The 22,367-nt window shown below is 70.4% G+C and carries 23 protein-coding genes; 11 read left to right on the plus strand and 12 right to left on the minus strand.

The window, feature by feature from the left end; genetic code table 11:
* Positions 1 to 3: 3 nt before the first annotated feature.
* From ABGB12_RS19150 to ABGB12_RS19200, 11 genes are all read right to left on the minus strand, one after another.
* Positions 4 to 1,191: an amidohydrolase family protein gene (locus ABGB12_RS19150; protein WP_347679734.1), complete on the minus strand. Its 1,188-nt coding sequence runs from the start codon at positions 1,189 to 1,191 to the stop codon at positions 4 to 6.
* On the minus strand, positions 1,188 to 2,543 hold the full coding sequence (locus ABGB12_RS19155; RefSeq protein WP_347679735.1) for an amidohydrolase: 1,356 nt from the start codon (positions 2,541 to 2,543) through the stop codon (positions 1,188 to 1,190). The genes ABGB12_RS19150 and ABGB12_RS19155 overlap by 4 nt, the downstream gene beginning before the upstream one ends.
* The gene (locus ABGB12_RS19160; RefSeq protein WP_347679737.1) at positions 2,540 to 3,409 is read right to left on the minus strand and encodes a carbon-nitrogen hydrolase family protein; all 870 of its coding nucleotides are present in this window, start codon (positions 3,407 to 3,409) and stop codon (positions 2,540 to 2,542) included. Before ABGB12_RS19160 ends, ABGB12_RS19155 begins: the two co-directional genes overlap by 4 nt.
* An 84-nt stretch (positions 3,410 to 3,493) precedes the next feature.
* Positions 3,494 to 4,651, minus strand: a complete 1,158-nt coding sequence (locus ABGB12_RS19165; RefSeq protein WP_347679739.1) for a hypothetical protein — start codon at positions 4,649 to 4,651, stop codon at positions 3,494 to 3,496.
* A gap of 89 nt (positions 4,652 to 4,740) precedes the next feature.
* Entirely contained in the window at positions 4,741 to 5,568 is an 828-nt protein-coding gene (locus ABGB12_RS19170) for an ABC transporter permease (protein WP_347679741.1), read from the minus strand.
* Complete coding sequence (locus ABGB12_RS19175) at positions 5,565 to 6,302, minus strand: ABC transporter ATP-binding protein (RefSeq protein ID WP_347679743.1); 738 nt, start codon at positions 6,300 to 6,302, stop codon at positions 5,565 to 5,567. The genes ABGB12_RS19170 and ABGB12_RS19175 overlap by 4 nt, the downstream gene beginning before the upstream one ends.
* Positions 6,299 to 6,877, minus strand: a complete 579-nt coding sequence (locus ABGB12_RS19180; RefSeq protein ID WP_347679745.1) for an amino acid synthesis family protein — start codon at positions 6,875 to 6,877, stop codon at positions 6,299 to 6,301. Before ABGB12_RS19180 ends, ABGB12_RS19175 begins: the two co-directional genes overlap by 4 nt.
* On the minus strand, positions 6,877 to 7,647 hold the full coding sequence (locus ABGB12_RS19185; RefSeq protein WP_347679747.1) for an isochorismatase family protein: 771 nt from the start codon (positions 7,645 to 7,647) through the stop codon (positions 6,877 to 6,879). The genes ABGB12_RS19180 and ABGB12_RS19185 overlap by 1 nt, the downstream gene beginning before the upstream one ends.
* Position 7,648: 1 nt before the next feature.
* Positions 7,649 to 9,253: an amidohydrolase family protein gene (locus ABGB12_RS19190; RefSeq protein ID WP_347679749.1), complete on the minus strand. Its 1,605-nt coding sequence runs from the start codon at positions 9,251 to 9,253 to the stop codon at positions 7,649 to 7,651.
* Positions 9,254 to 9,471: 218 nt separating this feature from the next.
* Positions 9,472 to 11,808, minus strand: a complete 2,337-nt coding sequence (gene ppsA, locus ABGB12_RS19195) for a phosphoenolpyruvate synthase (protein WP_347679753.1) — start codon at positions 11,806 to 11,808, stop codon at positions 9,472 to 9,474.
* A 158-nt stretch (positions 11,809 to 11,966) separates the two neighbouring features.
* On the minus strand, positions 11,967 to 13,307 hold the full coding sequence (locus ABGB12_RS19200) for a DUF2254 domain-containing protein (protein ID WP_347679755.1): 1,341 nt from the start codon (positions 13,305 to 13,307) through the stop codon (positions 11,967 to 11,969).
* A 256-nt stretch (positions 13,308 to 13,563) separates the two neighbouring features.
* Between ABGB12_RS19200 and ABGB12_RS19205 the strand changes: the two genes are divergently transcribed.
* From ABGB12_RS19205 to ABGB12_RS19255, 11 genes are all read left to right on the plus strand, one after another.
* Positions 13,564 to 14,289 carry a hypothetical protein gene (locus ABGB12_RS19205; protein WP_347679757.1) on the plus strand — a complete coding sequence of 242 codons (726 nt, stop codon included), beginning with the start codon at positions 13,564 to 13,566 and terminating at the stop codon, positions 14,287 to 14,289.
* Positions 14,290 to 14,311: 22 nt separating this feature from the next.
* Complete coding sequence (locus ABGB12_RS19210; RefSeq protein ID WP_347679759.1) at positions 14,312 to 15,514, plus strand: SRPBCC family protein; 1,203 nt, start codon at positions 14,312 to 14,314, stop codon at positions 15,512 to 15,514.
* Between the two features lie 18 nt (positions 15,515 to 15,532).
* Positions 15,533 to 15,973 (plus strand): gas vesicle protein GvpJ, encoded by a 441-nt coding sequence (gene gvpJ / locus ABGB12_RS19215; RefSeq protein ID WP_347679761.1) that lies wholly within the window; start codon positions 15,533 to 15,535, stop codon positions 15,971 to 15,973.
* Positions 15,970 to 16,749 (plus strand): GvpL/GvpF family gas vesicle protein, encoded by a 780-nt coding sequence (locus ABGB12_RS19220; RefSeq protein WP_347679763.1) that lies wholly within the window; start codon positions 15,970 to 15,972, stop codon positions 16,747 to 16,749. The genes gvpJ and ABGB12_RS19220 overlap by 4 nt, the downstream gene beginning before the upstream one ends.
* 3 nt (positions 16,750 to 16,752) lie before the next feature.
* Entirely contained in the window at positions 16,753 to 16,995 is a 243-nt protein-coding gene (gene ccmI / locus ABGB12_RS19225) for a c-type cytochrome biogenesis protein CcmI (protein WP_347679765.1), read from the plus strand.
* Positions 16,996 to 17,015: 20 nt separating this feature from the next.
* Complete coding sequence (locus tag ABGB12_RS19230; RefSeq protein WP_347680649.1) at positions 17,016 to 17,381, plus strand: gas vesicle protein; 366 nt, start codon at positions 17,016 to 17,018, stop codon at positions 17,379 to 17,381.
* The gene (locus tag ABGB12_RS19235) at positions 17,374 to 18,189 is read left to right on the plus strand and encodes a GvpL/GvpF family gas vesicle protein (RefSeq protein ID WP_347679767.1); all 816 of its coding nucleotides are present in this window, start codon (positions 17,374 to 17,376) and stop codon (positions 18,187 to 18,189) included. The genes ABGB12_RS19230 and ABGB12_RS19235 overlap by 8 nt, the downstream gene beginning before the upstream one ends.
* Positions 18,174 to 18,410 carry a gas vesicle protein gene (locus ABGB12_RS19240; protein WP_347679769.1) on the plus strand — a complete coding sequence of 79 codons (237 nt, stop codon included), beginning with the start codon at positions 18,174 to 18,176 and terminating at the stop codon, positions 18,408 to 18,410. The genes ABGB12_RS19235 and ABGB12_RS19240 overlap by 16 nt, the downstream gene beginning before the upstream one ends.
* The gene (locus ABGB12_RS19245; protein WP_347679771.1) at positions 18,407 to 18,721 is read left to right on the plus strand and encodes a gas vesicle protein K; all 315 of its coding nucleotides are present in this window, start codon (positions 18,407 to 18,409) and stop codon (positions 18,719 to 18,721) included. The genes ABGB12_RS19240 and ABGB12_RS19245 overlap by 4 nt, the downstream gene beginning before the upstream one ends.
* Before the next feature lie 110 nt (positions 18,722 to 18,831).
* The gene (locus tag ABGB12_RS19250) at positions 18,832 to 19,578 is read left to right on the plus strand and encodes a maleylpyruvate isomerase family mycothiol-dependent enzyme (RefSeq protein WP_347679773.1); all 747 of its coding nucleotides are present in this window, start codon (positions 18,832 to 18,834) and stop codon (positions 19,576 to 19,578) included.
* 34 nt (positions 19,579 to 19,612) lie between these two features.
* Positions 19,613 to 20,866 carry a cytochrome P450 gene (locus ABGB12_RS19255; protein ID WP_347679775.1) on the plus strand — a complete coding sequence of 418 codons (1,254 nt, stop codon included), beginning with the start codon at positions 19,613 to 19,615 and terminating at the stop codon, positions 20,864 to 20,866.
* Between the two features lie 69 nt (positions 20,867 to 20,935).
* Here the strand turns inward: ABGB12_RS19255 and ABGB12_RS19260 are convergent, their stop codons facing one another.
* Positions 20,936 to 22,291 carry a PAS domain-containing protein gene (locus tag ABGB12_RS19260; RefSeq protein WP_347679777.1) on the minus strand — a complete coding sequence of 452 codons (1,356 nt, stop codon included), beginning with the start codon at positions 22,289 to 22,291 and terminating at the stop codon, positions 20,936 to 20,938.
* Positions 22,292 to 22,367: the final 76 nt, after the last annotated feature.

A 22,367-nucleotide genomic window follows, 5' to 3' on the forward strand; every position in this document is an offset into this window, starting at 1 on the left:
TCGTCAGCAGACGTGCGCCGAGCCGGGCGGTTCGGGGATGTGCGGGGTGATCCGCGCCTTGCGCGCGGCCGCGGGGGTGTTCCGGCTGGTGAGGGCCTTGATCTCGCCGTCGATGAGCACCAGGCTGATGCCGGGGATGTCGCCGCGGGCGAGCGCGCCGAGCGCGTCGGGGGCCTGCGAGCCCCAGGGCGCGTCGAGCACCACCAGGTCGGCGGGACGTCCCGGCTCGATGAGCCCGGCCTCCAGCGAGTAGACCGACGAGACGTTGCCCGTCGCCCACGCCCACGCCACCGCCGGGTCGACCCCGGCCAGGGAGCTGAGCTCGGCGACCGTCTTCAGCACGCCCAGCGGCATCGTGCCGGTTCCGGTGGGGGTGTCGGAGCCGAGCACCACCCGGTGCTCCGCCCCGTACTCGCGCACCAGCTCGACCAGCTCGATCGCGCTGCGCAGGTTCCCGGCCTGGACGAGCTGCAGCGCCATGCCGCCGTCCCGGACGATGGTGCGCAGCCCGTCGGAGTCCAGCGAGGTGGGGCCGCCGTTGATGTGCCCGCAGACGTCGGGCTTCAGCAGCATCAGGTGGTCGGTCGTGATCGGCTTGGATCCCGGGATGGAGGCCCCGCCGGAGTGGCAGGTGACCAGGATCCCGGCCCGCTGCGCGGCGCTGACCTGCGCCAGGCCGTCGGCGGGGTCGGCGTACCGGCCGAACCCGAACTTCGCCCAGCGCACCCCCTCGGCGGCGAGCTCCCGGAAGTCCTCCTCGGTGAGCACCGGCTCCAGCACGACGGAGCCGCCGTTGACCTTCATCCCGCCGGGCCGGTAGTCGCTCCAGGAGCGCTGCGCGAGGACGGCGAGGGCCTTCACCCCGGCGGCGTCGTGCGGCCGTCCGGGCAGGTGGATCTCGCCGGGGGAGATGACGGACGTGATCCCGCCGTGCACGTAGGAGGCGAGGAAGCCGACGGCCGTCTGCCGGGGCGTGTAGTCGCCGAGCACCACGTGGCAGTGCGAGTCGATGAGACCGGGCGCCAGTGTCGCGCCCTGCACGTCGATCACCTGGTCCACCTCGGCGGCGGTGACGGAGGTGTTCAGTTCCGCGATCCGTCCGTCGGTGACGAGCAGGTCGCCGGGCTCTCCGACGGGGGCGTCGACGTTCCCGGTGAGCAGCGTGCCGATGCCGGTGATCAGGGTTCTCATCGGGCCAGCTCCGAGAGGTGCGCGAGGCCGGCCCGCCGGACCAGGTCGCGGGCCATCGGACGGGATCGTTCGGCGATCTCCGCCGCGTCGACCGTGACGACCTCTCCGTCCGCCACGCTCGGACGCCCGTCCACCAGCACGTCCTTCACCTCGCGTGACCCGGCCACGTACACGACGGCCTGGTAGGGGTCGTGGATGTTGGCCAGCGTCGGCGAGGATCCGTCGAGCACCACCACGTCGGCGGCCTTGCCGACTTCCAGGGAGCCGATCACGTCGTCCATCTCCAGCGCCCGCGCGCCGCCGATCGTGGCCATCTCGAACGCTTCGCGGGCGGTCATCGCGGTCGCCTGCATCGCGTGTACGCGGGCCAGCAGCGCCGCCGACTTGATCGCCTGGAGCATGTCCTGGCTGTCGTTGGACGCCGCCCCGTCGACGCCGATCCCCACGTTGACGCCGAGGGCCCGCATCTCCATGACGGGAGCCGCACCGGAGGCGAGGATCATGTTGGAGACCGGGTTGTGAGCCACCCCGACCCTGTGGTCGGCGAGCAGCCGCCGGTCGTGGCGGTCCACCCAGACGCAGTGCGCGGCCAGCGTCGGCGCGGCGAACAGCCCTTCCCTGGCGCAGTGCGCGATCGGTGTGGCGCCGTACCGCTGGAAGGTCGCGGTGACCTCCTCCCGGACCTCCTGGAGGTGGATGTGCACCCCGTGGCCGCCGCCGACGGCGAGTTCGACCGAGGCGGCGAAGAGCTCTTCGCTCTGCCCGCCGATCGCGCCGACGCCGACCCGGAACGTGCTCAGCCGGCTCGCTTCTGCGGACTCCAGGAGCGCCGCGTGCTCCTCCAGCTGCGCGGTGACGGAGCCGACCGGGATGTCACCGGCGCCGAAGGAGACCACGCCCCGCAGGTTCAGTTCGTCCAGCGCGGCGACGACGCCGGGGGTCAGGGGCTCGTCGGCGCCCGGGTCGGAGCAGAACATGTCGTTCGCCGTGGTGATGCCGCTGCGCAGCATCTGGATGCCGGAGAGCATCGTGCCCATGTACGCCGAAGCGCGGTTCAGGTGCGGCGCCACCGGGTCGATCAGCGCGTGGAGCCACTCCCAGAGGGTGAACCCCTCGGCCAGTCCGGTGATCAGTCCTTCGGAGAAGTGCCCGTGGGTGTTGACGAAGCCCGGCAGTACCAGGTCGTGCGGCCCGCCGAGCTCGGCGGCGTCGGGGTGGGCGGCCTTCAGCTCCGCGTACGGGCCGACCGCGGTGATCGTCGAACCCTCGACCAGCACCGCCGCGTCGCGGAGCGCACCCGCCGGACCCGCGGTGAGGACGTGAGCGCCCCGGATCAGTGTCTTTCCGCTCATCGTGCCGCCTCCGTCGCGGGCCGGGCGTGGTAGTCGAAGAGGTCGTCTCGGGGTTCGGCGAGCTCGCCGTAGAGCTCGGGGCGGCGGGCGCGCAGCAGCCCGGGGATGGAGTCGAAGGACTTGACCGCGCCGAGCTGGTCGTCGTTCTCGCGCAGCCAGCGCAGCCGGGCCAGGTCGACGGTCGCCACGGCCAGTTCGGCGCGTCCGGCGTGGACCAGCGGGTGCTCCGGGCCGGTGATCATCGCCGAGCCGGACTCGACGTCGTAGAGGTTGTGGGTGAGGGCCAGGTAGCACTGGTTCTCGATGGCGCGGACCCGGGCGATCAGCTCCCAGTTGGGGGCGAGGCTGGTGAAGCCGCCGCCCGCCGGGGAGAGCAGGATCTGCGCGCCGCGCAGCGCCAGCACCCGGGCGGGCTCGGGGATCCACAGCTCCGAGCAGACCGCGATGCCCATCGGGACGCCGTCGAGCTCGAAGGAGGCGAGCACCGGGCCGGGCGCGACGTGGGCGCCGGTGTCGGAGACGGGGACGGTCGCCGGGTGGCTGCGCTCGTAGCGCAGCACCTGCTCGCCGGTCCTGTCGACGACGTACACCGTCAGCCGCCACAGGCCGTCGGAGCCCTGCTCCATCCGGCTCCAGCAGACCGCGATGCCGTGCTCGGCCGCGGCGGCCGACAGTGCGGGCGCGGCGTCGAAGTCCTCACCGGGGAAGAACGGGCCGGGGCAGTGTTCGGGGAAGAGCACCAGGTCGGCGCCCCGCCCGGCGGCCTCGGCGATCAGCTCCACGGCCCGGCCGACGTTCTCGGCCCGGCGTTCGGGAGGCGCGGTGCGTGGTTGGGCTACGGCGAGCGTGTAGCTGTCGCGGGGCATGAGGTCCTCACTCGGGTCGGAGGGCGGGAGGGGGGCACGGCGTGCCGGGGAGAGGGGGCACGCCGTGCCCGGCGCGGGGGAGGGTCAGTTCTTGAGGCCGATGGACGGGTCGATGAACTCGTTGGTGACCAGGTCGTCGGGGGTGGTGCCCTTGACGTCGGCGTCCTTGGCGTACTTGGAGACCAGGTCGATGAGGGTCTGGACGCGGGCCGGGTCGTAGTCGCCGAGGGTCTTGTCGTCGCCGTTGGAGACGAGGCCCATGTCGATCTGGGCCTTGACGGAGAACTCGGCTCCGGCGGGGGTGTAGGTCCAGCCGGTGCCGTACTCCTCGGTCAGCTTGATGATCAGCTCGTTGGTCTCGGAGTAGTCGGTGATGTAGTCGATCTGGGACTGCTGGAGGATCGGGACGAGCTTGGACAGGCAGTCCTTCTTCGCCGTCACGTCCTCCTTGCGGACCACCAGCGACTGGAAGTACTCGGGGTAGCCGGTGTCGTGGACGAGCTGGCCCTTGACCGGGCGGCCCCAGGCCTTGATCTCCTTCTCGTACATGAACGGCTCGGCGGTGATGAAGCCGGCCTCGGCGTCCTTGCCCCGGGCGGCGACGAAGGTGGCGGGCTTGGGCGCGTCGCTCTGGTCGATCTGCGACGGGGCGATGACGCCGGTCCCGACCAGGTACTCCTGCCAGACGGTGACCTCGGAGCCCATGAGGATCTTGACGTTCTCGGCCTTCAGGTCGGCGATCGTCTCGGCCTCGGGGTAGGTCTTGGGGTCCCAGTAGACGGCGTAAGGGCTCTTCTCCAGCTGGGCCACGACCGAGACGACCGGGTTCTCCTTCTGGGTGACCATGTACTCCGAGACCCGGCCGTAGCCGAACATGATGTCCTTGTCCTGGTAGAGCAGCGACTGCGCGCTCTGGTAGCCGACGGGCGCGCCGCCGATGCGGATCTCGACGTCGACGCCGGTGTCCTTTCCGCCGGCCATGAGCGGGCCGCGGACCGCCTTCTTCTGGACGTCGATCTCGTACTCGTCGCCGAGCAGCCGGTAGATGCCGCCGTGCTCGGACTCGGGCTCCCAGTCGGCCTGGAAGACGACGGTCGCGGGGCAGACCTCGGAGAGCACTCCGGAGCGGTCGGCCTTGGCCTCGGTGGGGTCCTCGTCGCCGCAGGCCGTGGCGAGCAGTCCGACGGAGGTGAGCAGGGCCGTCGTGCTCAGGGCACGGCGAAGGAAGGAACTGGCGGGCATGGGGTGTCCTTTTCGTGGCGTCCGGTGCGGTGACCGGTGAGGGGTCTGGGAGAAGGGGACGGGGGAACGGAAAGGATGGGTGGGAGGTGTCAGGAGGAGCCGGGCGAGGCGGACTGCCGTTCGGCCGCGCCCCAGGCGTCGGACCAGCGGCCGACGAGCCGGCGGCCGAGCGCGCCGAAGACCCAGAAGACGGCCATGCCGAGGATCGCCGCGGCGAAGACCGTCGCCAGCATCTCGGCGGACTCCAGGCGGGAGCTGTAGCGCGACAGCAGCAGGCCCAGGCCGATCTCGCCGCGGCCGAAGAAGAAGTCGCCGACCACGGCGCCGACGATGGCCAGGCCCGCCGCGCTCTGCAGCCCCACGAACACCTGCGGCATCGCCGCCGGGATCTGCAGCTTGACCAGCCGGGTGAACGGCTTGGCGCGGGCCAGGGTGAGCAGGTCGTGCAGGCCGCGCTCGACGCCGAGCAGGCCCTGCAGCGGGTTGATGACGAGCGGGAAGACGGCGATGATCACACAGACCACGACCCGGGCGGTCAGCTCGTAGCCGAACCAGAAGCCGATGACCGGCACGATCGCCAGGATCGGGATGGTCTGCAGGAAGATCACCCACGGGTAGAGGGAACGTTCCACCCAGCGGGCCTGGGCCATGAGGACGGCCAGCACCGAGCCGATCACGAACGCGATGGCCAGGCCGATCAGCGCGGCCTTCAACGTCACCCAGCCCGCCTCGAGGATGTCCATGCGGATCTTCGCTTCGAGGAAGCCCTCGGCGATCACCTCGTGCGGCGGGGGGAGCAGGAAGCGCCGGTCGGGTTCGAGGATCCGGTAGGTGGTCAGGTACCAGCCCGCCAGGATCAGGACCAGCACGCCCAGCGGCGGCAGGCCCAGGACGAGCCTGCGCTTGAGGCCTTTCATGACGCCTCCTCCAAGGCCTTGGCCACCCGTCCGGACAGCTCGGCGAACTCCGCGGTGTAGCGCAGTTCCGCCGGCCGGGGGAACGCGAACGGGATGGCGAACTCGGCGACGATCCGGCCGGGGCGGGCCGACATCACCACCACCCGGTCGGAGAGGAAGACCGACTCGTCCACCGAGTGGGTGATGAGCAGCCCGCCGAACCGGTGCTCCACGAACAGCTCCATGAGCTGGATGTTGAGCCGGGTCCGCGTGATCTCGTCCAGGGCGCCGAAGGGCTCGTCGAACAGGAACAGTTCGGGTTCGAGCACCAGGGCGCGGGCCAGGCTGGCGCGCATCTTCATGCCGCCGGACAGCTGCCGGGGCAGATGGCCGCCGAAGTCCGCCAGGCCGACGGACTCCAGTGCGGCCTGCGCGCGCATCCTCACATTGCCGCGGTTGCCGCCGGCGAGCTCGCCGAGGAGTTCGACGTTGCGCCGGACGGTGCGCCAGGGCATCAGCGTGGCGTCCTGGAAGACGTATCCGACGTTGTCGGTCGTCCGTACGACCTCGCCCGAGCTGGCCTGGTCGAGACCGGAGGCCAGCCGGAGGAGGGTGGACTTCCCGCAGCCGGACGGGCCGATCACCGAGACGAACTCGCCTCGGGAGATCCGCAGGTCGACCGGGGCGACGGCCTGGACCTTCCCGAAGGTCCTGGTGACGGCGTTGAACGAGAGCAGCGGACCCGGCTTCGTCACGTCAGTCCGTCCTTTCCGACCACTTCGTCGGCGGAGATCCCGCCGAGACGGGCGTTGAGACGGCCCCGGTTGGCGACGGCCACCGCGATCAGGACCTCGTCCGGGTACGGCGCGTCAGCCGGGTGGAGGGTGACGGCGTCGTAGTGGTCCCGGACGTACAGGGCGTCCTTGTGCGCGAGCGGGAGGGTCAGCGGGGTGCCCGCCGCGCCCACACAGGTGGCCGAGGAGACCCAGGCCGCGCCGCCGCCGACCGCGTCGCGCAGCGCGTTGCCGAACGGCGTGGTGACGAAGGCGACGACGTGCTCTTGGGAGCCGTTGGTCCCGGCGATGCCGCCCTTGCCGTAGCTGAGCGCGGGCTCGCCGAGCACCTCCACGGCCATGCCGCCGAGCAGCTTGCCGAGTTCCGGTGACCATTCCACGGCCGCGGACAGGTCCTCGTGGTACTCGCCCGCGAACGGGTTGGCGATGACGGCTCCGACGACGACCTTGCGCAGCGGCTTGTCGGCGACGATGCCCTCGCAGCTGAGGTCCTCGGTGACCTGGGTGATGAACCTGCGGATCGGGAAACCGGCCATCACGCGCCCGCCTTCGCCGCGGCCGGCGGGAACTGGGCGTCGAACAGGCCGGCTTCCAGCGACTCCAGGTACTCGACGACGTCGTCGGTGTCGGTGACGTCGCAGTACTTCATGTGGACGTCCATCAGCGCGACCTTGTGCGACAGCTGGGAGCGGTCGAACGCGGCCTCGTGCGGGATCGTCACCTTCAGGTCGTAGGAGATGGCGTCCACCGCGGTAGCGCGTACGCAGCCGCTGGTGGTGGAGCCCATCAGGATCAGCGAGTCGGCCTTGAGGTTGGTGAGGTGGCTCATCAGCGGCGTGCCGAAGAACGCGGACGGCTTGCGCTTCTCGATGAAGATGTCGCCGTCCTCAGGTGCGACCTCGTCGACGATGTCGTTGCCGCGGTGGCCCATGACGTCCACGACGTCCTCGGAGCGGTGGCTCTTGTCGTTCCACACGCCGAGGTCGAAGCCGTCGGGGCGGCGCGGGTTGGTGGTGTAGATGACCGGCAGGCGCTTGCTCCGGGCCGCCTCCAGGATGCGGATGATGGCCGGGACACCGCGCGTCCACGCCTCGGGGCCGCAGGCGTAGCGCCAGCGCTTGATGGACTCCAGGATCGGGTCGGCGTTGTCGCCGCAGAAGTTGTAGTTGACGTCGATGACGACGATCGCCGGACGCGAGCCGAAACCGGCCCGGCGGCCCCATCCGGCCGCCTCGAAGACGGTCCGGTCGGTCTCGTCGAGAACGTCGTCCCACGGGGCCACGCCCCGCTCGTAGAGGGCGCCCACGTCAGTTCCCCTTCATGGCGGTGTACTTGAGGGTCTCCTTGGAGAAGCCCGGACGGGTGAAGTCGGTGCCCAGCCAGCGGTTGCTGGGGGCCACGCGGGTCGGCTCGGTGACCGCGTACGCCTGCTTGGAGCCGGCGGGCGTCCGGGGAAGATAGAGGCCGCGGGCCTCGCCGACCGGGCGCATGCCGGGGGAGTCGTCGGCCCACTCGGCGGTGACCTTGCCGCGCAGGATCGTCTTGACGGGCCAGCCGGTGAAGGTGTGGCCCTCCATGATCGACCAGCCGGAGCGGGTGTTCAGGTGCTCCTTGCCGACGGTGACCTCGCGTCCGGCGTCGACGATCGTGATGTCGGCGTCGAAGCCGGGCAGCAGCGAGCCCTTCTTGCCCCACAGGCCGGCGGTCTTGGCGGGGTTCTCGCAGACGACCTGGACCATGCGCTCGATGGAGATGCGGCCCTTGGCCACGCCCTCGGACAGCAGGACGGGCAGCAGCATCTCGACGCGGGAGAAGCCGGTGCGGCAGTCCCAGATGTTGGCGTTGTACATCTCCTCGTACGTGGCGGGCTCCCAGCCGACCACGTGGTCGGAGCCGACGACGTCGACGATGCCGTCGGCGAGCGCCACCCACAGGGCCTCGATGTTCTCGCGGCGCCGCAGGGGGACGTTGATGCGCCAGCCGTACTCCGGCTCGGCCCACAGCCAGGCGGGGCCGGTCTGGGCGTAGACGTCCACGCCTTCGCCGCGGGCCTTCAGCACCTCGTCGAAGCTGAGCTGGGTCGTGCAGTGCTGCAGGTAGAGGGACACACGGCCGGGCGTCTGCTGCGCCATGTAGGAGTAGGCGCGGATGTGCTGCGCCTCCAGGAAGTCCGGCGAGCGGTCGGTCCACGCGCCGAAGTCCTTGCGTCCGGCCTTGCGCAGGCGCTCCTCGAAGATGCGGCCGATCTCCCAGTTCTCCGGGTGGATGTGGACCATGCCGCCGTAGTGCGCGGCCTCCTCCATCACCCGGAAGACGGTGCCGTCGTCGATGCCCGTGCCGAGTCCCGCCCGGCGTGACGGCCAGTTGTTGTCCTCGGCGTCGGACATGCCCTTCATGCCGCGCGTCTGGAGGTACAGCTTGTAGTCCGTGACGCCGTGCTGCTCGACGTACTCGGGGATCTCGTCGGCCTGCTCGTCGGTCTCCAGCATGTACGTCAGGTAGGCGTCGGTGAACGACACGTCCTCGATGACGCGCTTGGCCGACGGGAACGCCTCGTGGAAGGAGACGACGTCGGCCTTGCCCACGATCTCCTTGAACGGCTCGGTCCCCATCCGGGTGACGGGCGCCTGGATGCCCCACGTCGTGATGCCCGCGCACGCGGCGGCCTTCGACTCGGTCCGCATGTCGTACTCGAACGGGACGTAGCAGCCCGGGTGGGCCTCGGAGTCGACGACGCCGGGGATCACGTAGTTCCCGCGCGCGTCCACGACCTCCTTGGCGTCGGGCAGCAGCTCGTCGGGCGCCAGCGCCACGATGACGCCGTCCTTGACCCCGATCCCGAGCCTGTACTTCCCGTCCCCCAGCACGACCGTGCCGTTGATCACTTTGAGGTCGAGTTTTTCCTCTGCCATGTGGTTGCCTCCGGCGGAAGCAACAGGGCGGCTGCGGGAGCGTCGTCGGCCTGTCTCCTGTTGCTGTCAGGAGGATGCAATCACGGTGACAAGAATGGCCAAAAGGGGCGAAACATCATCTTAATGCCGCATTTACGCAGCTAGATTGGTTTTACCTCGATGAAACACCGTGTCTCTAACAGGACACAAAAGAGACACACGAAAACCTGGCCGGAGGGTCAGAGCTCGGCCTCGGCGGCGGCGACGTTGTTCTTGACGGCGAGGAAGCTGTCGGGGGTGACGGAGATGGAGTCGATGCCCGCCTGGACGAGGAAGCGGGCGAAGTCCGGGTCGTCGCTGGGCCGCTGCCCGCAGAGACCGACCTTGCTGCCCGCTGCGTGCCCGTCGGAGATGAGGCGGGTGATGCTGGTCAGGACGGCGGGGTCGCGTTCGTCGAACAGGTGGGACAGCGCGGCGGAGTCGCGGTCCACGCCCAGGGTGAGCTGGGTGAGGTCGTTGCTGCCGATGGAGAAGCCGTCGAAACGCTCGGCGAACTCCTTCGCCAGGATGATGTTGGCGGGGATCTCGGCCATGACGTAGATCCGCAGGCCGTCCTCGCCGCGCCGCAGCCCGTTCTCGGCCAGGACGGACAGGACGGAGTCGGCCTCGGTGAGGGTGCGGCAGAACGGGATCATGAGGATGACGTTGCTCAGGCCCATCTGCTCGCGGACCCGGCGCAGGGCCCGGCACTCGAGGGCGAAACCGTCGCGGTAGCCGTCGCTGTAGTAGCGGGACGCGCCGCGCCAGCCGATCATCGGGTTGGCCTCGTCCGGTTCGAAGGCGCGGCCTCCGACGAGCCGGGCGTACTCGTTGGTCTTGAAGTCGCTCATCCGGACGATCACCGGGTTCGGCCAGCGGGAGGCGGCGATCCGGCCGATCCCGGAGGAGAGCCGGTCCACGAAGTAGTCGGCGGGGGCGTCGTAGCCCCGCGTCAGTTCGTCGATGGCCGCCTGGTCCTCGGGGGACACGCGGTCGGGGTGGACGAGCGCCATCGGGTGGACCTTGACGTGGTCGTTGACGAGGAACTCCATCCGCAGCAGGCCCACGCCGTCGGCGGGCAGCCGCCACCAGCGCAGGGCCGCGGCCGGGTTCGCCAGGTTCAGCATGACCTTGGTGCGGGTGCGCGGCAGATCCGAGAAGTCCAGCTCCTGGACCTCGACCTCGGCGACGCCCGCGTAGATCCGGCCCCGGTCGCCCTCGGCGCAGGAGACCGTGATCTCCCGCCCGGCCTCCAGGAGGCGGGTGGCCTCTCCGGTGCCGACGATCGCGGGGACGCCCACCTCCCGGCTGACGATCGCGGCGTGCGACGTCCGGCCGCCGTGGTCGGTGACGACCGCCGCGGCCCGTTTCATGATCGGCTCCCAGTCGGGGTCGGTGTCGGCGGTGACCAGGATCGCGCCGTCGGGGAAGGAGTCCCGGTCGGCGGGGTCGTCCAGCCGGCAGACCTTTCCGGACGCCACCGCCTCGCCGATCGCGATGCCGGTCAGCAGCCGCTCGCCCGCCCGCACCAGCCGGTAGGAGCGCAGGAAACCGGCCTGCCTGCGGGCCTGGACGGTCTCCGGGCGGGCCTGGAGGATGAACAGCTCCCCGCTCCGCCCGTCCTTGGCCCACTCGATGTCCATGGGGGTGCCGTAGTGGTCCTCGATCCGCACCGCCCACCGGCTGAGCCGGAGGATCTCCTCGTCGGTGAGCGCCAGCGCTTCCCGCTCGGCGGCGGTCGTCTCGACCGTGCGGGTACCCTCCTCGGCGTAGACGATCTTGGTCTCCTTGCGGCCCCGGCTGCGCGTCAGGATCGGGCAGGGCGCCTTGTCGAGCAGCGGTTTGAACACGGTGTACTCGTCGGGGTCCACCTTGCCGCCGACCACGGCCTCGCCGAGCCCGTAGGAGGCGTTCACCACGAGCGTGTGCGGGAAGCCGGTCTCGGTGTCGAGGGTGAAGAGCACCCCGGCGGCCCCCAGATCGGAGCGGACCATCGGCTGCACGCCCACCGACAGGGCCACGTCCAGCCCCTCGAAGCCGTGGTGCCCCCGGTAGCTGATCGCCCGGTCGGTGAACAACGAGGCGAAGCACCGGTGGACGGCCTCCAGCACCGCGTCGGCGCCGCGGACGTTCAGAAAGGTCTCCTGCTGCCCGGCGAAGCTGGCCTCCGGCAGGTCCTCCGCGGTGGCGCTGCTGCGCACCGCGACCTCGATCCCGTCTCCGAGCCGGGCGTAGGCGGCGGTGACGGCTTCGGCCAGGGGGCCGGGCAGCGGGGTCCGGAGGATGAGTTCGCGGATCGCCGTCCCCACCTCGGCCAGCGAGGCCCCCGTCGCCCGCCGGCCGAGGAGTTCGGTGATCCGCTCGTCGAGTCCGCCGGAGCGCAGGAATTCCCGGTAGGCGTCCGCCGTGGTGGCGAATCCGTTCGGGACGGGTATTCCGGGCAGTGCCCGGACCATCTCTCCCAGCGAGGCGTTCTTGCCGCCCACGACCGGGACGTCCTTCAGTGAAAGCTCGTCGAACCACCGCACCAAGTCCATGGGTTCAGGGTCCCCGCCCGATCCCCGTTCTCCGAGGGCCTTTCGTCCCTATCGGGGGTCCGTTCGCCACCGACCTCTCCTCGGCTCTCGACCGCGAGGTCCAGGCCGCCGCCTCGACGCCCGACCGGCCGGAGTGAGCCGCAGGCCCGGGAGGCGTCTCAGATGGAGCGGGTCTCCCCGCTGCGGTCGCGGTAGGCGGAGCGCAGATCGCCGTTCAGGGCGTGGCGGACCCGGTCGACCATGTCCTCGACCTGCTCGGTGTCGTGGGCGACGGGCTCGGAGGGCAGGCCCGCGACGACGAGGTCGGTCTGGAAGGCGATCTGCTCGCGCTGGCCGTCGTCGCGGGCGGAGACCGCCACGTCGCGCAGCATGCGCAGCAACGCGTTCAGGACGGCGGGTTCGTGGCGGCCGTACCGGCGGATCGGCCCGCAGACCAGCTCGAGGTAGTACTCCAGGTCGCGGTCGGGGATGACGACCCGGCCCTCGCCCCGGCCGGCCGAATGGAGGGTGGCGCCGAGGCGCCGCCCGGTGAGGCGGACCATGAGGTCGGCCACGTGGCCGATGGCGTGGGCTGCGGTGACCGGATCGTTGACGCCGGGCGACAGGGCCTTGACCGCGATGTCGGTGAGCTGGCGGAAACCGAAGGCGACGTCCTGCTCGATGGTGCGTTCGTAACCGATCTCGATGCCTTCCCGCACGGCCTTCCCGATCTCCTCGAGGTCGGGTTCGCGACCCGGCCCGCTCCAGACCGTCGCGATCGGGGTCCCTTTCACCACATGGTCTCCGGGACGCACCGTGACCTCGACGGCGAGGTCGTGGGCCGAGGCCGTGCGCAGCAGCGGACCGAGCACGATCAGCTGGACGAACCCGCTGGTCTCCGCGCGCAGGTCCGTGCCGCCGGGGGGCGTCGCGCCGGGGGACCGCGGGCGTTCGTCCTCGTAGGCCGGGTAGTAGGTGGAGATCATCCGGTCGGTCTGGTCGTGGACCGACAACATCATCGTGTCCACCCGCAGCAGCCGGGCGAGGTGCGTGAGGAAGCCGAGGACGGCCACCAGCGCGACCATGCTCAGCAGAGAGGCGACGAACATCGCCAGGTTCGGCGCGGGCTCGCCGTCCTGGATGTACCGCAGCGTCACGGTGGTGAAGACGAAGGTGCTCACCAGCGCGGACAGGACCGCCTTGATGACGGGGTCACGGGTGAACTCGCGCAGCAGCCGCGGTGAGAACTGCTGCGAGGCCAGCTGCAGGGCCACGACCGTCAACGAGAAGGTCAGGCCGGTCACGGTGATCACCGAGCCGGCCACCGCCTGCAGCAGCGTCCTGGCGGAGGCGGAGTCGCCGTGCCAGCGCGCCCAGACCGGAGGGGTCAGGCCCCTCTCGTGCATGCGCACGGACACCACCGCCGCGGCGAAGCCCGCCATGCTCGAGAGCACGGGCCACAGCCACAGCGGGGTCCGGGACCGCTCCGCGCGGAGCGAGCGGTCGATCGGCAACCGCACGCCTTCTGGTTACCCGCGGTGACGGCCTTCCATGTCGGGGCGGCCGCCGCATCCCGGTGATCTATCGAAGGCGAAGCGGGCGCAAAAAGTCCCTGAAGGTCGGTTTGCATCTAATTCTCTGGCGATTTGTCGCATTAATCTCACAAGGGACAGAGCAAGGGAGCACGTGCGGCGACCTGCGGTGGGCCACGTCATGATGTGGCTCCAGGGCACGTTCTCATCGCATGCTGCCGACCGCGACCATGCAGGGGGAAGCATGAAAGGCGGAGGCCGAATAGCCGTCTCGGTAGTCGGGGGTTATCTGCTGGGGCGGAGTCACAGGGCCAGGCTGGCGGCGATCCTGGCGCTCATGGCCGCCGGCGGCAGGCTGCCGGGCAACGCGGGGGAGATCCTGCGCCGTACGGCCCTGGGCGGCTCGCTGGACCAGATCACCGGAGATCTGCGCGGCAGGCTGGCCGGCGCGGGGTCGGAGCTGGCGAAGAAGGCGGCGAGCACTCCCGTGGAGTCGCTCAGCGACATCCTGCACGAGCGCACGGAGGCGCTGCACGCGGAGGGCTGGACCGGGGAGAAGGCCGGGAAGGCCGCGAAGACCGTGAAGTCGGGGCTCGCCGGAGCCGGCGGAAGGGCCGGATCGCTCCTGGAGACGGAGGAGCGCGAGGAACCCGGGGAGCACGAGGAGCACAGGAGACACGGGAAGCACCACGGCCGGCGTGGAAGGCACGGCGGGCCGGGGGCTCCCGGAGAGCAGGGACGCAAAGGACGCGAGGAGCGCGAAGAACGTCCGGAGTCCTGGGAGGACGAGGAGTACGAGCCTCCTGCGAGGCGCGGGCGCGAGGAGGCCGAGTACGAGGACGAGGAAGGCCCCTACGCGCGGGACGAGGACGAGGGGGACGAGGAGGAGCCTGTTCGGGCGGTGAAGACCCGGCGGCGAGTGCCGACCGGGGAGGAGAGGTCCTCGGGGAGGGCCCGGACGTCGCGGTGACACGGATTGAGGGGGTCGGGGGATGAGCGAGGAAGACCAGCCCAGGGGGAAGGCCGCCGGCCTGCTCGAGGACCTGCCCGTGCGCAGGCTGGCGCAGGAGGCGAAGGGCTTCCTGGGTGCTTACGCGGAGAAGGCGCTGGCGTCGGCCGGGGAGAAGGCCGGGCGGAAGGTGAGCGAGACCGCGCACGACCTGCTGCAGAGGGCGGAGCAGGAGGACGGGGGCGGCCCGGGGGTGAAGGCCGCGCTCAGCGGGGTCGGCGCGCTCACCGAGGGCAAGGGGCCGGTCCGGGCCGCGCTCAGCGCCGGGATGACCGGGCTGAAGGAGAAGATCAAGCAGATCGGGAAGGGCGGGGGCAAGAAGAAGCTCAAGCTCACCAACATCGTCGAGACCATCGACGTGGGGGTTCCGCTGCGGCTCGCCTACGACCAGTGGACGCAGTTCGAGGACTTCCCCACCTTCACCAAGAAGGTGGAGCAGGCCGAGCAGACGGAGGAAGGGAAGACCACCTGGAAGGCGCAGGTGTGGTGGTCGCACCGCACCTGGGAGGCGAAGATCGTCGAGCAGGTGCCGGACGACCACATCGTCTGGCGGTCCAAGGGCGCCAAGGGGCACGTCGACGGGGCGGTGTCGTTCTCCGAACTGGCCCCGAACCTCACCCGCATCTGCCTGGTCATGGAGTACCACCCGCAGGGACTCTTCGAGCGCACCGGGAACCTCTGGCGGGCGCAGGGGCGGCGGGCCCGGCTGGAACTCAAGCACTTCCGGCGGCACGTGATGTCGTACGCGATCCTGCAGGCCGACGAGATCGAGGGCTGGCGCGGCGAGATCCGTGACGGAGAGGTCGTGAAGAGCCACGAGGAGGCGCTGGAGGAGGAGGACGCCGGCCGTCGGGAAGAGCCGGCCGGGCGCGAGCGGGGCAAGCGCGGGACGGAGCCTCACGGGGAGGCGGAACCGTACGACGAGGCGGAGCCTTACGAGGGCGAGGAGTCCCGCGGCGAAGAGGAGGAGCGCGAGGAGACGGAGCCCTACGAGGGCGAGGAGTCCCGCGAAGAGGAGGAGGAACCCGAGGAGCCGAGGGAGGAGAGGCAGAGGCGGCCGCGGCGGCGGCCCGTCCCCACCACGTCGGAGGAGGAACAGCCCCGCCGACCCGCCCGGAGGCGTCCGGGGGCCGAGACGGAGGAGCGGCAGGTCCGGGGGCGGCAGCCGGCGAGACGCGGATCCTGAGCACGAGGGGGCGGACCCATGACGATATCTCCGGGCAAGGGGGCGGGGTCTCCCGTCCAGCGTTCGGCCGGCGGGGGGCTGGCGGACGTCGTCGATCTGATCCTGGACAAGGGCCTGGTCATCGACGCGTTCGTCAGGGTGTCCCTGGTCGGCATCGAGCTGATCACCATCGACGCGCGGATCGTGGTGGCGAGCGTGGACACCTATATGCGGTTCGCCGAGGCCACCAACAGGCTCGACCTTTACGAGAAGGGCGGGAAGGGCCTGCCGGATCTGGTGCAGGGCATCACCGAAGGCGGTGCCCGCGAGGGGGCCAAGGGCAAGACCCAGGGGGTGCTGGACGCGGCCAAGGAGACCGTGCAGGACGCGCTCGGCGGCGAGGAAGAAGACGAGCGCTTCGAGGAGGAGGTGCGGGAGCCACGCCGTCGCAGGCCGTCGCATGGGGAGCGTGAGCGATGACGACCGAGCGAGAGGAAGGCGGAACGGCCACGGCCAACCCCGTCTGCTACGTCTACGGGGTCATCCCGGCCGACGCCGAGCTTCCAGAAGCGCTGGAGGGCACCGGTGGAGGCGAGGTCTTCCTGGTGGAGGTGGGGGACGTGGCCGCCGTGGTCAGCGAGTTCCTCCCCAGCGGCCCGCTCGGAAGCCGCGACGACCTGCTCGCGCACGAGGGCGTGGTGGCGGCGGTGGCCGAGCACACGACGGTGCTTCCGTTGCGGTTCGGCGCCGTGGTCACCACGGCGGACGCGGTGGCCGAGGAGATGCTGAACCCGCACCACGACTGGTTCGTGTCCGTCCTGGAGGACCTGAAGGGCCGCCACGAGTTCGTCGTCATCGGCACGTACGTGGAGGAGACGGTGCTCCGTGAGGTCCTGGAAGAGCAGCCGGAGGTGAGGCGGCTCCAGCAGACCACCCGTGACATGCCGGAAGACGCCGCGTACTACGACCGGATACGGCTCGGGGAACTCATCGTCCAGGCGCTGGAGCAGAAACGCCAGGCGGACACCGACGCCTTGACGGAGACGCTTTCCCCGCATGCGCTCGCCGTATCTCCGCGCGAGCCGAAAGACGAGGAAACGGCTGCGGACGTCGCCTTCCTCGTCGACGACGATGGCCGTGCGCGGTTCGAGCAGGAGGTGGACGAGCTGGGGGAACGCTGGGACGGGCGTATCCGACTGCGTCTGCTCGGCCCGCTCGCCCCGTACGACTTCGTACCGCAACCGCAGGAGGCGTGAGTCATGGGACTGATCAGCGGCTTGCTCACTTTCCCTCTGGCTCCCGTACGCGGCGTCGTATGGCTGGCGGAACGCATCCAGGAGGAGGCGGAACGGCAGATGTACGACCCCGCGACGGTTCGGAGGCGGCTCTCGGAGATCGACCGGTCGCGGGCCTCCGGTGAGCTCTCCGAGGAGGAGGCGGCGGACCTGCAGAACGAACTGCTGAGTCGGATGATCTCCGGGCGGTCGGGCGGGCCGCCATGAGCGAGCCGCCTGGCAGGGAGATGTCCGGTTACGGGGGCTACGGGAGAGGAGCCCCCCAGTCCCGGCGCAGCGAGCCCGCGAACCTCGCCGACATCCTGGAACGGGTCCTGGACAAGGGCATCGTCATCGCCGGCGACATCCAGGTGAACCTGCTCGACATCGAGCTGCTGACCATCAAGCTGCGGCTGGTGATCGTCTCCGTCGACAAGGCCAAGGAGATGGGCATCAACTGGTGGGAGAACGACCCGACGCTCTCCACCGGCCACCGCGACATGGTGGAGGAGAACCGCAGGCTGCGGGAGCGGGTGGCCGACCTCGAGGCGGGGACGGAGGAGTACCCGGAGGAGGTCGAAGAGGAGTACTACGAGGAGGATCGCCGTGAGTGACACGGAGTCCCCCGGCTTCGGGATCTACGTGTACGGCATCACCCGTGACCTGCCGGGTGAGGCGCTGAAGGACGTCAAGGGGGTGTCCGGAGCGCCCGTCCTGCTCATGGAGCAGGACGGGCTGATCGCGTTGGGAAGCCGGGTGAGCCTGTCGGAGTTCGGCGAGGCGGCCCTGCGCGAGAACCTCGAGGACATCGAATGGCTGGAGTCCACCGCCCGTGCGCACCACGCGGTGGTGGACGCCGCCTTGGAGAGGGCTGCCACCGTGCCGCTGGGCCTGGTCACCGTCTACCGGAACGAAGAACGGGTGCGTAAGGCGCTCAGAGAACGCCGGGAGGAGTTCGTCGGCGCGCTGGACCGGATCACCGGCCGCACCGAATGGGGTGTGAAGGTGTACGCGGATGTGAAGCGACCCGAGTCCGCCTCCGCTCCGGCCGGGAAAGAAGCCCCTTCACGCCCCGGCACGTCCTATCTGCAGCGTCGGCTCGTGCAGCGGAACACGGCGGAGGAGGAGCGCCGCAAGGTCCTGGCCGTCGCGGAATACATCCACTGCCAGCTCTGCGACCTCGCCGTCGCGACGCGTCTGCACCGTCCCCAGGACCCGCAGCTGTCCGGAGAACAGGGCTGGATGCTCCTCAACGCCGCCTACCTCGTCGATGACGCCCGCGTCGAGGAGTTCCACGACGCCGTCGCGCACCTGACCCGTCTGCATCCCGACGTCAGGGTGCGGCTCACCGGCCCGTGGGCGCCCTACTCGTTCGCGGCCGAGGAGGAGCCAGAAGAGGAGGAGGCATGGACGGGGCCCTAGACCAACGCCCCGAGTTCCGTACGACGGGACCGGCGAGGGAACAGCCCGTCGCCCTGGTGGACCTGCTGGACAGGCTGCTGGCGGGCGGCGTCGTCATCACGGGTGACATCACCATCTCCATCGCGGAGGTCGACCTCGTCCACATCTCCCTCCGCGCGATCATCGCCTCCATCCGCCCGGAGATGGCCCGCATCGTGGACGACGAGGACCTGGCGCGGTGAGCCCGAGCCCGTACCGCCCTGAGCCGGGCCGTCGTTTGGCGCACCGGATAGAGACCGATCCCGAGGCCGTCCAGCGCGACCTCGTACGCCTCGTCCTCACCCTCATCGAACTCATCCGCCAGCTCATGGAACGCCAGGCCCTCCGCCGTGTCGAGGGCGGAGACCTCTCCGACGACAAGGTCGAGCAGCTGGGCCTGGCCCTGATGCGTCTGGAGGAGGCGATGGCCGAGCTGGAGGAGCGCTTCGACATCGACCCCCGCGACCTCAATCTCGACCTCGGCCCCCTGGGTCCCCTCCTCCCACCCGACTGAGACGGCCGGGCGCCTCGGCCGCCACCCGCCCATCGGTCCCTCGCGAGGCGCTCGCCACTCCTCGACGGACGGTATCGACGGGGAGGTAAGTGGGCGGTTATTTTGTGCGGATGACGACGATGTCTGGATCCGAGGTCTTCGAGGACCTCGAAGCCGAGTACGCGCATCTCGACGGGTTGCTCGCGGGGCTGGACCCCGAGCAGTGGGGGCTGGAGTCCGGGGCCGCGGGCTGGAGCGTCGCGGACGTGGTGCTGCATCTGGCGCAGAGCGAGGAGCTCGTCCTGGCCTCGATCGCCGGGGACCGCGACGCCTTCGGACGCCAGGACGGGACACCGCTGGACGAGCTGATGGACCAGCGGGTGGTCAGCGAGCGGGGGTCCGGCTCCCAGGTGCTCGCGCGGTGGCGTGAGGCGGCCGGGGCGACGCCCGGAGCGCTGCGGGCCTGCCCGCCGGACACCCGGCTGTCGTGGGCGACCATCCCGCTGTCCCCCAGGACGCTCGCCACCACGAGGCTGGCCGAGCACTGGGCGCACACGCTCGACGTCATGGCGCCGCTGGGCCTGGATTACCCGGACACCGCGAGGCTTCGGCACATAGCCTGGCTGGGCCACCGGACGCTGCCGTACGCCTTCGCCGTCGCGGGGCGGGAGGGCGGTCCGGTGTTCTGCGAGCTCACCGGACCCTCGGGAGAGCTCTGGAGGTTCGGCGACCCGGAGGCACCCTCCGCGATCACCGGGCCCGCGGGGCAGTTCTGCCGGGTGGGGGCGCACCGCCTGCCGCCCTCGGAAACCGCCCTGGAGACCCGGGGCCCCCACGCCGAAGCGGCCCTGCGCGTCATGCGCAACTACGCGGTCTGACCGTCTCCATCCACCCCTACCGGAAGACAGCACAATGAGCCGAACCCTCTCCGTCCACGAAGCCGGCCTCATGGTGGCCGACCCCGCCTCCTACGCCGACGAGGAGCGGCTGCACGCCGCGCTGACGCTCCTGCGCAAGGAGTCCCCCGTCCACCGCGTCGAAGCCCCCGGCTACAACCCGTTCTGGGCGGTCACCCGGCACGCGGACGTGATGGAGGTCGAGCGGAACAACCAGCTGTTCCTGAGCGCTCCCCGCACCCTGCTGGCCACCGCGGAGATGGACGCCCTGCAGGCCCAACAGCGGGAGCTGGGCATGGAGCTGCGCACCCTGGTGCACATGGACGACCCGCAGCATCGGGTGGTGCGGGCGATCGGCGCCGACTGGTTCCGGCCCAAGGCGATGCGGGCGATGCAGGCGCGGATCGACGAGCTGGCCCGCCAGTACGTGGACCGGATGGCGGAGTTCGGCGGCGAGTGCGATTTCGTGCAGCAGGTCGCCGTGCACTACCCGCTGTACGTGATCCTGTCGCTGCTGGGCCTGCCGGAGTCCGACTTCTCCCGGATGCTGCAGCTCACCCAGGAGTTGTTCGGCGGCCAGGACGAGGAGCTGCGCCGCGGCGAGAGCGCGCAGGACCAGCTCCAGACGCTTTTCGAGTTCTTCGACTACTTCAACGGGCTGACCGCGGCCCGCCGCGCGAACCCCACCGACGACCTGGCCTCGGCGATCGCCAACGCGAAGGTCGACGGGGAGCCGCTGTCGGACGTCGACATCGCCTCCTACTACGTGATCGTCGCGACGGCGGGGCACGACACCACCAGCGCCACCATCTCCGGCGGCCTGGAGGCGCTCATCTCCCACCCCGACCAGTTCGAGCGGCTGCGGAACGACCTGTCGCTGCTGCCGAAGGCCACCGACGAGATGATCCGCTGGGTCACCCCCGTCAAGGAGTTCATGCGCACCGCCGCGCAGGACACCGAGGTCGCGGGCGTCCCCATCGCCGAGGGCGAGGCCGTCCTGCTGTCCTACCCCTCGGCCAACCGCGACGAGGACGTCTTCGACGACCCGTTCACCTTCGACGTCGGCCGCGACCCCAACCGCCACCTGGCGTTCGGCTTCGGCGTGCACTACTGCCTGGGCGCCGCCCTGGCCCGCATGGAGATCCAGGCCCTGTACCGCGAGCTCCTGCCCCGCCTGCGCTCGGTCGAGCTCGCCGGCACCCCCCGCTGGACCGCCACGACCTTCGTCGGCGGCCTCAAGCACCTGCCCATCCGCTACACCCTCGGCTGAGCGGATCCCGACCGGTCCAGGCGGGCGTCCGCCTGGACCGGCCGTCGTTCCCGGACTCCCGGGGCCGGGTCACAGGGAGGCCGGGGCGATCCTGATCTTGTTCAGGTGGGTCTGGAGGAGGGCGGGGTCGCAGGGGACGATCGCCGACTCGTACTGGCGGCCGAGGTTGCGCAGGAGCTCCATCCACTCCCAGCTCACGGAGATCTCCTCGTCGATCGGGTGGACCTTGTCGCCGAGGACGCGGCCCGCGTCGTGGCGCAGGACGAGGTTGCGCCACTGGCCGATGAACCTGCGGAACTCCTCCAGGGACGTTCCGGTCTGCGTGACCAGGTGCGCGATGTCGCGCAGGGCGGCGTTGACCCGCTGCACCTGCTCGGACATCTCCGCGATGCAGGACCCGGCGGCGTCGCACAGCAGCGGCACCGCGGTGAGGGACTCCGGCGGCGCGACGCGGTCGAAGACCTCGGCGGCGAACGCGGCGGCCATGTCGTTGTAGAGGCTGGCCAGCGAGATCTGGAACCGGAGGTGCGCCACGTCGGTCCGCAGTCGGCCGAACTCGGTCTGCAGGCGTTCCAGAGCGTCGACGGCCTTGTTCATCGGCCCCGCCATGACACGGGCGACGTTCGCCAGTACGGGCGCGGATTCCGCGACGAGTTCCGACGCCTCCGTGGCGGCCGCCACGGAGGCGTTCAGCCTGTGCGCGATGTCGAGGACCTTGGCGGAGGTCGTGGAGAGCTCCTCGCCGAGCTTCTGGTACCCGGCCAGGCGTCCGACGAGTTCGTCGAGCATCCCGTCCAGCGCTCCCGTCCCGGACAGGACCTCCGCGATGGAGCCCTGCGCGCCGGGCCTGGCGTATCCGCGCTTCCGCAGCCGGCTCCTGGCGGAGACCTCCTGGGGCAGCACGTGGAGCATGAACTCCTCGTAGGAGGCGTACCCGCGCTTCCACAACGAGGCCTCGATCTCGGCCATGCCGAGCAGAGCGGCGTCGTGACGGTTCATCCCGTCCCGCTGGACCGCCTCCCGCTCGAGGCGCAACGCCTGCGCGTACACCCGTTTGGCGAACTCGAACAGCGGCCCGCACGGGGCCATGCGCACCGAGACGTAGCCGTCGTGCAGCGGGCTGATGACCGCGAACACCCAGTAGGAGCCGCCGTCCTTGGTGCGGTTCTTCATGTAGGCGCCCACCGGCCGCCCGGCGTTCAGCCTGTCCCAGATCAGCCGGAACAGCCCCGCCGGCATGTCCGGGTGTCGCACGGTGTTGTGCGGAGCCCCGACCAGCTCATCCAGCGAGTAACCGGAGATCCGGACGAACACGGAGTTCCCCTGCCGGATCACCCCGCGCCGGTCCGTGGTGGAGAAGAACAGCTCTTCCGCGCCCATCGCCCGCTCCCGGCCATCGACGCCCGACGTCCTCAGGTCCCCCACGGCCCGCTCCCTCTCCGAGGCCGCGAGCGAAGAACACGAACGCAGCGATAACTCTACTAAGTACACCCTAAGCCAT

It is taken from the genome of Actinocorallia sp. B10E7 (genome assembly GCF_039871655.1).
Taxonomy (GTDB): Bacteria; Actinomycetota; Actinomycetes; order Streptosporangiales; family Streptosporangiaceae; genus Actinocorallia.